Below are 13207 nucleotides of genomic sequence, written 5' to 3'. Positions count from 1 at the left end.
TGACTTTTGATCGAGCCATCAGCATTCAGCGATCAGCCATCAGCAAAAAATTCTGAAGGTGATGTCTTTCAGAGATTGTGTTGATCATAGGTGGAATCCGTCAGGGACACTCAATCAAGAAAATGATGATCTCCAATTCAGCCTCTCCCTGAGAAATGCAAAAAGCCCTGGCTGAATGCTGACTGCTGATCGCTGACCGCTCTCCTGCTACAATGGAGGCGCTCGCTGTTCAGCGTGGATAACCAGAGAGCCCAGAGGACCAACCACGCGCACCCCGGACATGTGGGGCGAGGTCCTCTGTCTCGGGGTGTTTCATGGAGGAAACCATGAGTGAATTCATGCAGGAAGCTGGACAAATCGCACTGGAGAACGTGCTCAGTGGCAAAGGTGGACCTTTCGGGGCGGTCATCGTCAAAGAGGGCCAGATCATTGCCCGGGGCATGAACCTGGTCACATCCACCCCCGACCCCACCGCCCACGCCGAAGTGACGGCCATTCGGGAAGCGGCAAAGGCCCTCGGAACCTTTGACCTGTCCGGCTGTGAAATCTACACCAGCTGTGAACCCTGTCCAATGTGCCTCGGTGCCATTTACTGGGCCAGACTGGACAGGGTGTATTACGCAGCCACCCAGGCCGATGCCGCCGACATCGACTTCGATGATGAATTCATCTACCAGGAGTTCGCACGGCCCATTGAGGACCGCAGGCTTCCCATGATTCAGGAAGCCCGCGAAGAAGGCCTGAAAGCCTTCAAAGCCTGGAAAGACAGCCAGGACAAAATCAGGTATTGAAGTCAAGATTCTTGTAGGGGCAAGGCATGCCTTGCCCTCTTTCTTTTTTACGGGGTGATGGCTCCAGAGCAGGGCGCTCCTGGCTCTGGTGTGGTGGGGCCATTGGTGTATTTGTCTGCAAAGGCCTTGATGGCCTTCTCATCCCAGTTCGTGACCACGAGTTGCACACCCCAGGCGCTCAGCACCACATCTGCTTTCTGTTTTGGCTCCATCGACATCAGACGGTAAGGGTTGCCCTTCACCAGTGTCTGCAAGAAAGCCAGCTTTCTGGCATCGGTGCTGGACTTGTACGTGACCCACAGGGCACCGTGTTCCAGGCTGTGCACAGCGAGGCGAGGATCAATGGCTTTCAGGTAGATGCCACAGTTGGCCCAGTAAGGGAAGTGCAGACCTCTGACCGGAGGGTAAAAGGGATAGGTCACAGTCTCGGTGGTATGCAGGGCTCCGGTGGTGTTGGTGTCCTCATAAAAACGGATGGTGCCAGCAGCGGTCTGTTCTGTCTTTGTTTCCTTCAGGACCACCTTCACAGGGCCTTTGCTCTGGGCGCTCTGCCCCATCTGGTTCTGGGCCTGGGCAGACGCAACCAGCAGGGCAGCCATCAACACAAAATGTTTCATGTTTACCAGCATACTGAACCCCAGGCATGTCTGGCCTGTGCTGCATAAGGCAAATGGCTCAGGCCCTCAAACCTTTTGTGGCATAGACTTCAACCATGCAACCACCTGAAAACCTGTTCCTGATCGGGGAAAGAGAAGGTTTCAGCCATGACCTTGGAACCCTGATCGGCATGATGGAGTACACCAGAGCAACCACCCTGATGGAAATTCGGGACCTGACCCCCGAACAGCTGGATTTCCTGCCCCATCCTGACGGCAACTCCATCGGCATGCTGGCCCTGCACATCGCTGCGGTCGAGGCGGTGTACCAGATCCTCACCTTTGAAGGCCGCGAAGAACCCAATGTTGAAGAGGCAGAGCGCTGGAATGCAGCCCTGGAACTGGGTGAAAAAGGCCGCAAGACCATCCGGGGGCACACCGCAGACTTTTACATCCAGACCCTGGCAGAGGTGCGCGAGAAGACCCTCGCAGCCTTCCGCGAAAGAGACGATGCTTTTCTGCAGATCACCCGGGCCTGGTGGCATGACAGACAGAGCAACAATTTCTTCGCATGGTTCCATGTGTTTGAAGACGAATTGAACCACCGGGGCCAGATGCGCCTGATCCGCGACCGTTACATCAAGCAAAAAGCCTGACCTTTCTGCAAAGATCAGGCCCAGGGGCTGGTGTTTTCAGCTCAGTTTGGCTTTGAATTCCTCATAACCGAAATCCTTCACCAGACGGAATTCACCGTCCAGGGTCCAGATGCCGATGCTGGGGTGCTTCACCCCATTGAAGAAGGTGGTTTTCACCATCGTGTAGTGAATCATGTCTTCAAAGACAATGCGGGAACCGACCTGCAGAGGGGCATCGAAAGAATAATCCCCGATGATGTCTCCGGCCAGACAGGTCCCTCCACCCAGACGGTAGGTGAAAGGTTTCTCGCCAGGCTCATCCCCGTTCAGGATGTCCGGGCGGTAAGGCATCTCCAGGCAGTCGGGCATGTGGGCCGAGACGCTCACGTCCAGCATGGCCATGTTCATGCCGTTGTTGAAAGCGTCCAGAACGCTGGACACCAGCCATCCAGTCTGCCAGCCCACCGCTTCTCCGGGCTCCAGAATCACATCCACATCCCACTTTTCACGGAAGGCTTTCACCACGCGGATCAGGCGGTCCACATCGTAATTCTTGTTGGTGATGTGGTGCCCACCCCCGAAGTTGACCCACTTCATCCGGGGAAGCAGGTCTCCGAACTTCTCCTCGACGACTTCCAGGGTGCGCTCCAGCGTATCGCTGTTCTTGGCACTGAGGGTGTGGAAGTGCAGGCCATCAATGCCGTCCAGCAGGTCTTCTCTGAAGTGGCTGCGGGTCACACCCAGACGGGAGAATGGCACACAGGGGTCGTAAAGGGGCACCTTGTTCTCGCTGTACTCGGGGTTGATGCGGATGGCACAACCAATGTGCTTGCCGGTGCGCTCGGTGTAGGCTTTCACCTGATCCCTGTACCGCTCCCACTGGGTGAAGGTGTTGAAGGTGAGGTGGTCCGCGAGTTCCAGCACCTGAGGGAACTCCTCATCGCTGTAGGCCGGAATGTACACGTGCACTTCCTTGCCCATCTCGTGTTTGGACAGCAGGGCCTCGTTCAGGGAACTGGCAGTTGCACCATACAGGTACTGGCGCACCATCGGGAAGGTGCTCCACATGCTGTAGCCTTTGAGGGCACAGATGATGTGGGCACCAGACTCATCTTGCACCCGTTTCAGGATCTCCAGATTGTGTTTCAGACGTGATTCATCCAGCACAAAACAGGGGCTGGGCATCTGGTCAAAGGGGATTTTTTCAACAGGGAAAATCTCGGTGGTCATCTCAAGCAGGATACACCCTCTCTGTCAGGATGCGGGTGTCGATGTCGCTTTTCAGGACAGGAGGTTGCCGAGCAGACGTAAAAGTGAAAAGACCAGAAAAAACACCCACCAGTACCTGAGCCATTTCCTCCAGCCCCCAGGGGTGGCAGGTTCCTCAGTTTTCCCAGATGCTCCTTCCTGATGCAAAGCCCACCATGAGAGGGATTCTGTCTTCTCTATGGCCGAATTCAGAAGGCGGATGTACCAAGGTGAATCTGAGCTGGATTGAGGACGTTGCAGCAAATATACCCCATATTCCTGACTCTCCTGGTCTGGTTTTCCGTAGTGAGGGACCAGTTGACCCTGGGCATCCAACACCAGACGACCAGCTTTCAACATGTTGCCGAGGCGCAGACAGGCTTTTTCATTGCCTCCATCAGCAGCAAGATGCAGGTAGTGGTACCTTTTGAGGGGACTCAATTGGAAAGCCTTCTGATACCAGCGAAAGTATCGATACACCAGGTAAGCGCAAAAATCACTCCCTTGATCTGCGGTCAACAGCACTTTTCTCAATTTTTCGCGAGGCAACTCTTTGGATTGATCTCGCAAGTACTCTGCATACAGCTGTCCACTCTGTACTGCTCCTTCAGCAATGGCTCTTTCCAGCCAGAAATACGCTGGTGTCTCAGGGTCCAATGAAGGCTGGTCCAGCAAAGCTTTCCCCAGCACAGGCAAAGCTTCAAGATCTCCATCTTCTGCACGCCAGACCATGTACTGAAATATCATTTTTGACATTGCAGGGTTTCTGGACATTGCCTCCTCTGCCACATAGGAGGCTTTGCCAATGGTCTGGTGGCGCAGCAGCATACCATCATGGTTCATGCGTTCTTCAAGGAGTAACATGGCCTGTTCTTCCTGTTCAAACCAGAGGTAAAAAACCTTGCTGTAATAAAATCTGGAATGGTAAGAGATGGCCTGATCAATTGCTTTCAAGGCCTCCTCAGTCTGGTCTTGAAAGTGAAACAAATGGTGGGCGAGGTTGGCATGAAACTCCCCCCACAACTGGTTCAGGTGCTGTTCGGGAATCTGGTCTCGCTGACCTTCAATATAGTGGAACATGTGGTCTCTGGAGCCACCCCATTCTTTTCTAAGGGTGTGCAACATTCTTGTACGCAACAACATGCTCTGTGGGTGGCAGATGTGTCCCTGAACATACCACTCCGGGAACTGGCTTTGCTGGATGTTCTGCACAGTCAGACGGTTGCCCTGCACATGATACACCTCTCCCAGCAAAATCCATGACAGCAATGGTTTTTCTGTCATGGTGAGGCTCTCCGTTGCAGCTCCCCGTGCAAGTTCCAGAAAGTACTGCAAGCCGCGTCGCCCTCGGATCGACACCCGATCAAAAGTGGCCCCTCCTCGGTACAACAACCCCTGGGCCAGGAACCATTTTGCCTGGGCCAGTCGAGCAGCATAAGATCGAGGGAACCGCTCCACCCATTCAGCAATCATGGGACCTACAGTTTTAAATTGAGACTCAAAAGCCGAAAATGCCTGTTGCAGATCATTCTCGTTAAGTTTTCCCTGCTCAAACTCCTTTTGCAAACCATTCAGGTGATTCTCCAGCTCAACATATCTGATTTCACGCAATAAACGAAGAACATCTGCTGGCATCTTAACCTGAAGACTGGACTGCATATCTGGCATACTTCCATAACTTTAAGGGCTGAATGGATCAACCATTCAGCCCTTAACTAGATGAGTACAGTTTTACTTCACCAGTTCGATGCCTGCAAGTTCATCCACAGGCAGACCCCATTTGTTCATTTCAGCAATGAAGGGATCGGGATCGAATTCTTCAACGTTGTACACGCCGGGTTTGAACCAGACTTTGTTGACCATCAGCATGGCGCCGATCATGGCAGGGACACCCGTGGTGTAAGACACACCCTGGGCCTGCACTTCACGGTGGCATTCGGCGTGGTCTTTCACGTTGTACACAAAGTGCACCACTTCCTTGCCGTCCTTGATGCCCTTGGCCTGCACGCCAATGCAGGTCTGACCGGTGTACCCGGCGCTGAGGCTCTCAGGGGCAGGCAGCACTGCCTTCAGGAACTCCAGAGGGGCAATCTGCATGCCCTGGTAGTTGATGGGCTCAATGCTGGTCATGCCGATGTTCTGCAGCACGGTCAGGTGCTTGATGTACTGCTCTCCGAACGTCATCCAGAAACGGGCACGCTTGATGGTGGGGAAGTTGATGACCAGAGACTCGAGTTCCTCGTGGTACAGCACGTAGGACTTGCGGGTGGTCACCTTGGGGTAGTAGATGTCCTGGGAGATTTCCAGAGGCTGGGTCTCCACCCACTGGCCGTTCTCGTAGTAGCGACCATTGGCGGTGATTTCGCGGATGTTGATCTCGGGGTTGAAGTTGGTGGCAAAGGCCTTGCCGTGGTCCCCGTTGTTGCAGTCCACGATGTCCAGGTAGTGGATTTCATCGAAGTAATGCTTGGCGTGGTAAGCGGTGAAGACGTTGGTGGCACCAGGGTCAAAACCGCAACCCAGCAGGGCCATCAGTCCGGCCTGCTCGAAACGCTCCCGGTAAGCCCACTGCCAGGAGTACTCGAACTTGGCCACATCACGGGGCTCATAGTTGGCGGTATCCAGGTAGTGCACGCCCGTTTCCAGGCAAGCGTCCATGATGGTCAGGTCCTGGTAAGGCAGGGCCACGTTGATCACCAGTTCGGGTTTGTACTCGTTGATCAGGGCAACCAGTTCTGGAACATTGTCGGCATCCACTTTGGCCGTGGTCACCACGGTTCTGGAGTCGGGTAAGTACTGCTTGATTTCGTCTGCAATCTTGTCGCACTTCGCTTTGGTTCGGCTGGCAATCATCAGCTCTGTGAACACACTGTCGTTCTGGGCGCACTTCTTGGCCACAACCGTGCCCACGCCACCAGCACCAATCATCAGTACTCTAGCCATTCAAGACCTCCTAAAGATTCCCGGAGTTCGGGTTTCAACGAATATGTATTCTAACCCAGAAAGGTCAGGCTTTGCGGCGTGGTGGGTGGGAAAAGGCCGAGAGCCGAGAGCCGCGTAAATTCCAGGATTAAGGATGTCAAGAGAAGCATCCTGACATGACACAGGGATATTTTTCTTCCACTGGAACACCGGCTCAGGAAATGACGCTCAAAGCGTAAGCCTCAGCTTCACTGCCTGCCCTCGGCCCTTGCTCTCGGCCCTCGGCACATCCCCTACCCTTCTGCCTTCTGCTTTAAGCTCCAGTCCTCGGCTTCTAAGCCCTTCTGCGTAACCCCCTCTCCACCATGTGGCAGACGCACTTTTGACCTCCGGTTCCTATCCTGAGACCATATGACGAACCACTTTCATGCCATTGGATTTCCGGTCTTCTCGCAGGAGGACTTTGTGAAGCTGGCCCAGATGACGTATGAGAAGGGACAGCAGATCAGCACCTCGAAGGGCAAATACATTTTCTGGAACGTGGGGAATGGCATTGAACTGTGGGGGCAGCTGGACCTGGAAGGTCATTTTGTGGGCCTCAATCCGCATTTTTCGGGCAGGTCGCGCCTGAGCATGGGTCTGACCCGCAAAGTGGGCAGTGAGGGGGAGGACCTTGATGGGGCTTATTACGCCTGGGCAGGGGCACAATCCGGTCCTGAGGATGGGGAGTATCCCCTGCTGTTTGACTGCCCGGATTTTCTGGTGCATTCCCGCATGATGCTGCCCAGCATTCACCGGGTGCAGGTTGCGGCCTTTGCCCATGAACTCAAAGTCTTCAGTGACGAGCAGCATTACAACACCTCCAAAGAAACCGGACCTGCTTTTGCCACGGAGTCTTTCATTTCCTCGGGTCTGTTTGGAGAGACCGAGCAGCCTTATGGGATGTTCACCGGGATTGTGCAGCATGTTTTCACCATCACCAATCCGGTCACCCAGGAAAGTTTTCACCATGCCCTGGTGAAAACCCTGGGGGGCGAATACGATGTGATCATCCATCCAGATTTGCTTTACACAGACCTGCAGGCTGGAAACATTGTGCAGGGCACATTCTGGCTGACCGGGAAGATTCTGGGCAACCAGATCATCCTGTGAAAAGAAGAAGCTGTACTTAGGTACAGCTTCTTCTTTTCAGAATCGGATTCCGACTGGATATCCTGTCTCCGGGTCAATTTCTCCTTCAAACCCCGGTCCATAATAGGCACTGAGCACGCGGATCTGCCCGATGATCTGGGCATTGACCTCTGCAAGTTCCTCTGCTGAAATCCAGAGTTCCTGATGGTAATGGTCCCCCACAATCTGAATCTGGTAGCGGGTGATGAAGGCAGCCGGGACATCAAAAGCCGTGACAAATCCGCAGTGGGAGTTCATGCGGGTGTTCCAGTCCCGGGCGATTTCTTCTGCATATTCAAAATTCAAAACCGGATAGAAAATGGGCTGGTCTGGCAATCTGGGTGGATAGGCCTGGTATCCAGTTTCCTGAATGAGCTCCAGTTCCCTGAGGCCCACAGGACGGTACAGGGTCACCACCTCTGGCAGGTCCGGCCAGGGAAGGGTGCGTTCTGCATTTTTCGGAAATAAGGTGTCAAGCCAGCTCTGGTCACGCATGTCAGGGTTTATTCTAAGCCAGCAAAGCAGGTCAGCGCTGCAACTGGATCAGGCCTGCCCGGGTGTCCTGAAAACCGCAGGCACGGTAGAAGCTTTCCAGATGGGGTTCAAAGTCCACATGCAGCCAGTGGCAACCCTGCCGACGGGCTTCCCGGATGGCTTCCTGCACCAGTTGCTGCCCAATGCCCTGCCTTTGAAAATCCCGATGGACTGTGGTGTCCAGCAGGAAAGCATGCACCCCTCCATCCCAGGCCACATTGACAAAACCCACCAGCACCTCTTCCGAATATGCACACATGTAAGTCAGGCTGCGCTGCAAGATGGGCTGGAAGTCTCTGTGCTGGTGTCCTTTCCAGGCTGCATCAAACAGGGCATTGAGAGCCTCGTTGCTGACCTGAGGGGAGGTCAGGTAAATGATGTCTGTCATGGTGAAATGATAAACCTCCCTGACAGGCCAGGGAGGCAAGGAACGGTGCAGAAAGATCAGATCATGCTGTAAATTTTCTGGCGCAGCTGCTCGGCCAGGTTGTGCTGCATGCTGGGTGTGACGCGCAGGGAACCCTTGGTTTCGAATTCACTGACGAACATGCTGGCAAAGCCTTTTGCCTTGCGGTCCACTTCCAGAATCACATCCAGATGGTCTCCTTCGGGCAGGAACACCACTTCCAGTTCCTTGATGCGGCCCCTGAATTCACCTCCAGGGCGGAACTCCAGCTCCTGAACGGGCCTGTGGTACTTGTGGCCCTCGTACTCGTACTGGGAGGAGTGCAGGTGGAAGCCAAGCTGGGTGAGGGCCTCCAGCACCGCGGCCTGCAGAGGACTGGGGGCAATGTTCAGGCGGTCATTGTCTTTGGGATCAACAGCTGCAGAGATGGCCGCAGCGGTATACAGCCAGACCGGGGTGTTGTAGTAGCTGAGCGGGGTGGAATAGGGGATCTGCAACTGGATCGGGAAGGTGAGGGTTTCTCCGGGTTGCACAGTGAAGCGGTGGGAAACCACAGTTTCACCCAGCACGGCAGTGACGGTGCTGTCGTCGTTTTTGTACTGGCTGCACACCTGCAATTTCAGGTACTCGATTTCCTGAGCGGTGCTGCCGCCCTTGACGACAACGCGTCCCTCGGCGATCTCACCGGGGTAAAAGCTGTTTTTGGAGAGTTGCGTATCAATCTGCGTGGCACCCACGCCAATCCGGGCAAGAAAGTTGCTGAACATGCCTTATGTTACGAAGTTGTCTTTCAAAAAGTTGCTAACTCCTCACATCCAGATCCCGGCATTCATGGATGAACCAGAAACGATCAATGTTTCTAAACCCTTCTGCGCTGGAACAGGCGACGCATACCCAGCACCAGCATGGCTGGAATGGCCACCAGCACCACCACCACGCCGCCCAGAAACCCTGCCACACTGAAGGTGGCCTTGCTCATGGGTGGAATCTTGCGGGGTTCAGGCTCAGGCTGGGAGAGTTCCAGCACCTTCTCTTTTGCCCGGTGGGCTGCTGTGCGGGCCGCAATGGTCCCGAATTTGTTGCTGTAGGCCCAGGTGACCTCTGCTCCGAAGAAAAACAGCTGTGCACTGAAGTACACCCACAGCATGAACACCACCAGCGTCCCGGCAGCCCCGAAGGTGTTTGCGGGTGAAAATCGGGCGATGTACAGGCTGATGGCATATTGCCCAATCACAAACAGGATTGCCGTGATGCCTGCACCAAAACTCACATCCTGCCAGGACAGCCGGATGTTGGGCAAAAAACGGTACAGCACCCCAAAAAGCACCGTGAACACCAGAATGCTGAGGATCAGGCTTCCCAGCTTCAGCAGGAAAGGCGCATAGGGGATGAAACCAAAATGCTCTGCAGCAAAAGCCGTCACATACACGTTGGCCGTCAAAAAAGCCACCATCAGGAGGCCCAGCACAATCGCCAGAATCGCAGACATCAGGCGGCCCACCACCAGATGCAGGATGTCCGTGTGTTTGGGTTTGATGTCCCAGATGGTGTTCAGCGCATCTTGCAGGTGAATGAAAAAATTGGAAGCGGTCCAGAGCAGGATCACCACCCCGGAAATTGTTGCAGGAAGCCCGGCCTGACTGGTGAGTTCCAGCACACTCTGCATGCTGTTGGCAAAGTTGCTCCCGAACCCCTCGGACATCTGGTTGTAGATGTTCTGTTTGATGCTTTCGGTCTCCAGAAAGAGACCCGCAATCCCCACAGCAAGAATCAGCAGGGGACCGATGGTGAAGATGGTGTGGTAGGCCAGCGCTGCCCCCATGCGTGGAACGTTGTCCAGCGAGAAGGCCTGCACAGCATCTTTCAGAACGCCCAGGGTCTGCTTCAGGCCACTGGGCTGGTGGGTTTCGGTGCTCTCCTGCGTTTCGAGCATACCCCATTCTAGAAAACCCCGCAGGGTTGCGGGGTAATGGTTCATACTTGACGTGCTGGGGTTTTGCCTGACCCCGTGAACACCTTTTCAGTCAGGCAAGAGCAGGTTTATTCGTGAGCATTCAGACTGCGCCAGGCTTCAAAGCTGGAAGGGAACAGGGGTTCGGACAACTGGGCCAGTGCACGGGCATACATTTGCGTTTCCCACTGGGCTCCGGGATGGTCACGCAGGGCCAGGAAGTGAAACAGGGAACGCAGGTTGCAGGTGAAGTAAAACTCCGTGTACATGGTCAGGGGCAACACACCTCTGGCCTGCTCACGGGTGACCCCAAGGGAGAGCAACTGCTGGTACGCCTCATAGGCATTCTTCCAGGCAGCTTCCCAGACCTCGTGGGCTTTTTCCTGATTCAGGCTGTCGGTGGCCTCGATGCTGGCCTGGCGGTTGCTCTTTGCTTGCTGGCGGAAGTTCCCAGGGGTGTAGAACTGGTCTTTGATCTCGACGTAACGGCCTGAAATTTCGTTGTAGGACACGCCCACCCGGTGGCGCATCCACTGGCGCACCACAAAAATGGGGGCCACAATTTTGAAAGTCAGGCTGTTGTGCTCAAACGGGCTGCCGTGCTGGTGCTTGAGCAGGTAACGGATCAGTCTGGCGTCTTTTTCATCCAGGGGCATGCGGTTGTCCCCACCAAAACTGACGCGTGCTGCGTTCACCACACTCTTGTCATCGCCAACGTGTTGAATCAGGGCAACGGAGCCGATGCCATCATTTAAAGGAAAGAGAACGTCCTGTTCACTCAGGGTCTGTGTCATACCTTACCCAGTGTACCCCTGGGCCCCCGTCACTGGATGGGAGACGGTCTATCTCGCCTGAGGAGCAGCAGCCTCTCCCCTGCGTGTACCAGCTCTGCCACGGGCTCAAAGCCTGCCTTCTGGTAGATGTGGATGGCCCGGTGGTTGCGAATGGAGGGATCAATCAACACCCGATCTGCTCCGTATTCGGTGTGCAGAAAGTCCGCAAAAACCTGAACCGCCTGAAAGCCAAGCCCTTTGCCCAGGTGCTTCACCTCTCCAATGAAGAGGTCCATGCCCCAGGTGTTCCCTCTTCTGCAGAAGACAAATGGGCTTTCTGCATCCACAGGGTAAGCCTGGATGTACCCGATGGGGCAGTCTTCGAGCAGGATCAGGAAAGCATCCACATCCCGGTCTGCACTTCCATAGCTGGCTTGCACATCCTCCAGGGTTCGGTCCCCATCGTCCCAGAACTCCCGGACATGTGGCTGCTGTAACCAGCAGTGCAGCAGGGTCAGGTGGTCATCTTGCAGGGGCAGAAAGGAAATCTGCATCTTCCACCCCTGCATGTTTCAGAATCGCCTGCCATTCGTCTGCGGTCACAGGCATCACCGAGAGGCGGGTGCCCTTTTTCAGGAGGGGCATGTCCTCCAGTTCTGGGAGCCCTCGCAGGGTGTCCAGAGACAGGAAAGGGAGGGGGCGCACTGGGACCACATCCACCATGCTCCACCTGGGGTTGTCCTCAGTGCTTTTGGGGTCAAAATACTTGCTGTCAGGGTCGAACTGCAGGTTGTCCGGGTAGGCACTCCGGGCGATCCGGCAGATGCCTGCAATCCCCGGAGGATTGCTGTTGGAGTGATAAAAAAACGCCAGGTCCCCTTCCTGCATGGCCCTGAGGTGGTTCCTTGCCTGATAATTCCTCACGCCATTCCAGGGTTCTTTGCCCACCCGTTCCAGATCCTGGTAGCCAAAAACGTCGGGTTCGCTTTTCAAGAGCCAGTACGCCATGCGTTCAATATACCCTGCATGCTGGCCGCTTCAGAAAAGACCAACCAATCTTAATGTTCACAACGATCTCTGTCATCAGGCGACTTTATACTAAAGACAATGAGAGGCTGTCTGACCCTTGTGGTGGTGCTTGGTGTGCTGCTGTTGATGTTCCCAAAAGCAACCGAGCAGGTCCGTGATGTTCTTGTGAAACCCCCTGAACCTGTTGTGCTGAAAAACGCCAGCGAGGAAGACAAACTGTACCAGATGGTCCGGGCAGCCACCTTCAAGATCGAGCGGGATGTTTCGGATGGTGTGGTGGTGGGAACGGGTTTTTTCATCAATCAGGATGGTTACGCACTCACGGCCTACCATGTGGTGGAGTTCCGCAATCAGGTGACCGTGGTCCTGCCCAACCTGAGGCGTTATACGGCAGATGTGGTGGGTTTTGACAACACCACCGACCTCGCCCTGCTGAAAGTCCGCATCAACAAGGCCACCTTTCTGCCCCTCGCCCCGAAGCACCCGAATGTTGGAGATTCCATTCTGGCGGTGGGCAACAGTGGCGGTGACTTCCTGAAAAGACGGGTCGGGAAGGTCATTGACCTGAATGTGGCAGCAAGTCGGGCGGATTTCCCCCCTGGAACCCTGGAAATGCGTGCCCCGATTGCCCCTGGAGACTCTGGGGGACCTGTGGCCAATGCAAAGGGTGAGATTGTGGGCGTGGTCAGTTACATCCGGGTGTATGACGACCAATCCACCACCGCTTATGCCGTACCCATGAACCAGGAACAGAAGATCCTGAGCGAACTGATGGCCGGAACCAAACGGGATGTGCCTGTACTGGGGGTGCGTTCCTCCTTCCATGCCTCGGACTTTGACCATGGGGTGCGGGTGGGCAGTGTGGAAAAAGGCAGCCCTGCAGAAAAAGCAGGTTTGCGTGCCGAGCGGGAAGAAACCGTCAGGCTGCAAGATGGCTCCAGCGAACGGGTCCTCAAGGCAGATTACATCCTGGCTGTGGACGGTGCCCCTGTGAACACCTTTGATGAACTGATCGGGGTGGTGCGCCGCAAGAGCATCGGAGATGTGGTGAAGTTGCAGGTGGAGCGGGACGGCAAGCGCTTGATTCTGCCTGTGCAACTCGGGGCAAGGGCCACTGTCTTCACCGAGTAATGCGTGTCTCTGAAAGTCCTC

15 protein-coding genes are annotated in these 13207 nt (G+C 55.1%); 4 read left to right on the top strand and 11 right to left on the bottom strand.

All coding sequences use genetic code 11. The features are described from left to right. Window positions 1–326: 326 nt before the first annotated feature. Window positions 327–791: a nucleoside deaminase gene (locus tag DC3_RS13370; protein ID WP_222594760.1), complete on the top strand. Its 465-nt coding sequence runs from the start codon at window positions 327–329 to the stop codon at window positions 789–791. Between the two features lie 47 nt (window positions 792–838). On the opposite strand, the gene DC3_RS13365 is transcribed toward DC3_RS13370, so the two are convergent. Next, on the bottom strand, window positions 839–1408 hold the full coding sequence (locus DC3_RS13365) for a thioredoxin-like domain-containing protein (RefSeq protein WP_186816025.1): 570 nt from the start codon (window positions 1406–1408) through the stop codon (window positions 839–841). A gap of 95 nt (window positions 1409–1503) precedes the next feature. On the opposite strand from DC3_RS13365, the gene DC3_RS13360 reads away from it, so the two are divergent. After that, window positions 1504–2043 (top strand): mycothiol transferase, encoded by a 540-nt coding sequence (locus DC3_RS13360; RefSeq protein ID WP_146885076.1) that lies wholly within the window; start codon window positions 1504–1506, stop codon window positions 2041–2043. A 36-nt stretch (window positions 2044–2079) separates the two neighbouring features. On the opposite strand, the gene nspC is transcribed toward DC3_RS13360, so the two are convergent. From nspC to DC3_RS13345, 3 genes are all read right to left on the bottom strand, one after another. Beyond that, complete coding sequence (gene nspC, locus DC3_RS13355; RefSeq protein ID WP_146885075.1) at window positions 2080–3252, bottom strand: carboxynorspermidine decarboxylase; 1173 nt, start codon at window positions 3250–3252, stop codon at window positions 2080–2082. A gap of 51 nt (window positions 3253–3303) precedes the next feature. Continuing rightward, window positions 3304–4743, bottom strand: a complete 1440-nt coding sequence (locus DC3_RS13350; protein ID WP_146885073.1) for a hypothetical protein — start codon at window positions 4741–4743, stop codon at window positions 3304–3306. A 258-nt stretch (window positions 4744–5001) separates the two neighbouring features. After that, entirely contained in the window at window positions 5002–6213 is a 1212-nt protein-coding gene (locus tag DC3_RS13345; RefSeq protein ID WP_146885071.1) for a saccharopine dehydrogenase family protein, read from the bottom strand. A 390-nt stretch (window positions 6214–6603) separates the two neighbouring features. Between DC3_RS13345 and DC3_RS13340 the strand changes: the two genes are divergently transcribed. Next, a complete protein-coding gene (locus tag DC3_RS13340) occupies window positions 6604–7344 on the top strand; it encodes a hypothetical protein (RefSeq protein WP_146885069.1) in 741 nt (246 codons plus the stop codon). A 36-nt stretch (window positions 7345–7380) separates the two neighbouring features. Here DC3_RS13340 and DC3_RS13335 read toward each other — a convergent pair whose 3' ends face one another. From DC3_RS13335 to DC3_RS13305, 7 genes are all read right to left on the bottom strand, one after another. Continuing rightward, window positions 7381–7857 (bottom strand): hypothetical protein, encoded by a 477-nt coding sequence (locus DC3_RS13335; RefSeq protein WP_146885068.1) that lies wholly within the window; start codon window positions 7855–7857, stop codon window positions 7381–7383. A gap of 31 nt (window positions 7858–7888) precedes the next feature. Further along, window positions 7889–8284, bottom strand: a complete 396-nt coding sequence (locus DC3_RS13330; RefSeq protein WP_146885066.1) for a GNAT family N-acetyltransferase — start codon at window positions 8282–8284, stop codon at window positions 7889–7891. Between the two features lie 56 nt (window positions 8285–8340). Further along, window positions 8341–9069, bottom strand: a complete 729-nt coding sequence (locus DC3_RS13325) for a sporulation protein (protein WP_146885064.1) — start codon at window positions 9067–9069, stop codon at window positions 8341–8343. 92 nt (window positions 9070–9161) lie between these two features. Then, window positions 9162–10235, bottom strand: a complete 1074-nt coding sequence (locus DC3_RS13320; protein WP_186816024.1) for a YihY/virulence factor BrkB family protein — start codon at window positions 10233–10235, stop codon at window positions 9162–9164. Between the two features lie 107 nt (window positions 10236–10342). Further along, window positions 10343–11047 (bottom strand): FAD-dependent thymidylate synthase, encoded by a 705-nt coding sequence (gene thyX, locus DC3_RS13315; RefSeq protein ID WP_146885060.1) that lies wholly within the window; start codon window positions 11045–11047, stop codon window positions 10343–10345. A 29-nt stretch (window positions 11048–11076) separates the two neighbouring features. Next, window positions 11077–11580 carry a GNAT family N-acetyltransferase gene (locus DC3_RS13310; protein ID WP_186816023.1) on the bottom strand — a complete coding sequence of 168 codons (504 nt, stop codon included), beginning with the start codon at window positions 11578–11580 and terminating at the stop codon, window positions 11077–11079. Further along, window positions 11549–12034 carry an EVE domain-containing protein gene (locus DC3_RS13305; RefSeq protein ID WP_146885056.1) on the bottom strand — a complete coding sequence of 162 codons (486 nt, stop codon included), beginning with the start codon at window positions 12032–12034 and terminating at the stop codon, window positions 11549–11551. Before DC3_RS13305 ends, DC3_RS13310 begins: the two co-directional genes overlap by 32 nt. Window positions 12035–12133: 99 nt before the next feature. Here DC3_RS13305 and DC3_RS13300 point away from each other — a divergent pair, with 99 nt between their 5' ends. Beyond that, on the top strand, window positions 12134–13186 hold the full coding sequence (locus tag DC3_RS13300) for a S1C family serine protease (protein WP_146885055.1): 1053 nt from the start codon (window positions 12134–12136) through the stop codon (window positions 13184–13186). The last annotated feature ends 21 nt before the right edge of the window (window positions 13187–13207 follow it).

This window comes from Deinococcus cellulosilyticus NBRC 106333 = KACC 11606 (genome assembly GCF_007990775.1).
Lineage (GTDB): Bacteria > Deinococcota > Deinococci > Deinococcales > Deinococcaceae > Deinococcus_C > Deinococcus_C cellulosilyticus.
This window is presented reverse-complemented; position numbering and strand designations above follow the sequence as displayed.

Coding starts and splice junctions, on each gene's coding strand:
- DC3_RS13370 (WP_222594760.1), top strand. CDS start 327: ATGAGTGAATTCATGCAGGAAGCTGGACAAATCGCACTGGAGAACGTG.
- DC3_RS13365 (WP_186816025.1), bottom strand. CDS start 1,408: ATGAAACATTTTGTGTTGATGGCTGCCCTGCTGGTTGCGTCTGCCCAG.
- DC3_RS13360 (WP_146885076.1), top strand. CDS start 1,504: ATGCAACCACCTGAAAACCTGTTCCTGATCGGGGAAAGAGAAGGTTTC.
- nspC (WP_146885075.1), bottom strand. CDS start 3,252: ATGACCACCGAGATTTTCCCTGTTGAAAAAATCCCCTTTGACCAGATG.
- DC3_RS13350 (WP_146885073.1), bottom strand. CDS start 4,743: ATGATTGCTGAATGGGTGGAGCGGTTCCCTCGATCTTATGCTGCTCGA.
- DC3_RS13345 (WP_146885071.1), bottom strand. CDS start 6,213: ATGGCTAGAGTACTGATGATTGGTGCTGGTGGCGTGGGCACGGTTGTG.
- DC3_RS13340 (WP_146885069.1), top strand. CDS start 6,604: ATGACGAACCACTTTCATGCCATTGGATTTCCGGTCTTCTCGCAGGAG.
- DC3_RS13335 (WP_146885068.1), bottom strand. CDS start 7,857: ATGCGTGACCAGAGCTGGCTTGACACCTTATTTCCGAAAAATGCAGAA.
- DC3_RS13330 (WP_146885066.1), bottom strand. CDS start 8,284: ATGACAGACATCATTTACCTGACCTCCCCTCAGGTCAGCAACGAGGCT.
- DC3_RS13325 (WP_146885064.1), bottom strand. CDS start 9,069: ATGTTCAGCAACTTTCTTGCCCGGATTGGCGTGGGTGCCACGCAGATT.
- DC3_RS13320 (WP_186816024.1), bottom strand. CDS start 10,235: ATGCTCGAAACGCAGGAGAGCACCGAAACCCACCAGCCCAGTGGCCTG.
- thyX (WP_146885060.1), bottom strand. CDS start 11,047: ATGACACAGACCCTGAGTGAACAGGACGTTCTCTTTCCTTTAAATGAT.
- DC3_RS13310 (WP_186816023.1), bottom strand. CDS start 11,580: ATGCAGATTTCCTTTCTGCCCCTGCAAGATGACCACCTGACCCTGCTG.
- DC3_RS13305 (WP_146885056.1), bottom strand. CDS start 12,034: ATGGCGTACTGGCTCTTGAAAAGCGAACCCGACGTTTTTGGCTACCAG.
- DC3_RS13300 (WP_146885055.1), top strand. CDS start 12,134: ATGAGAGGCTGTCTGACCCTTGTGGTGGTGCTTGGTGTGCTGCTGTTG.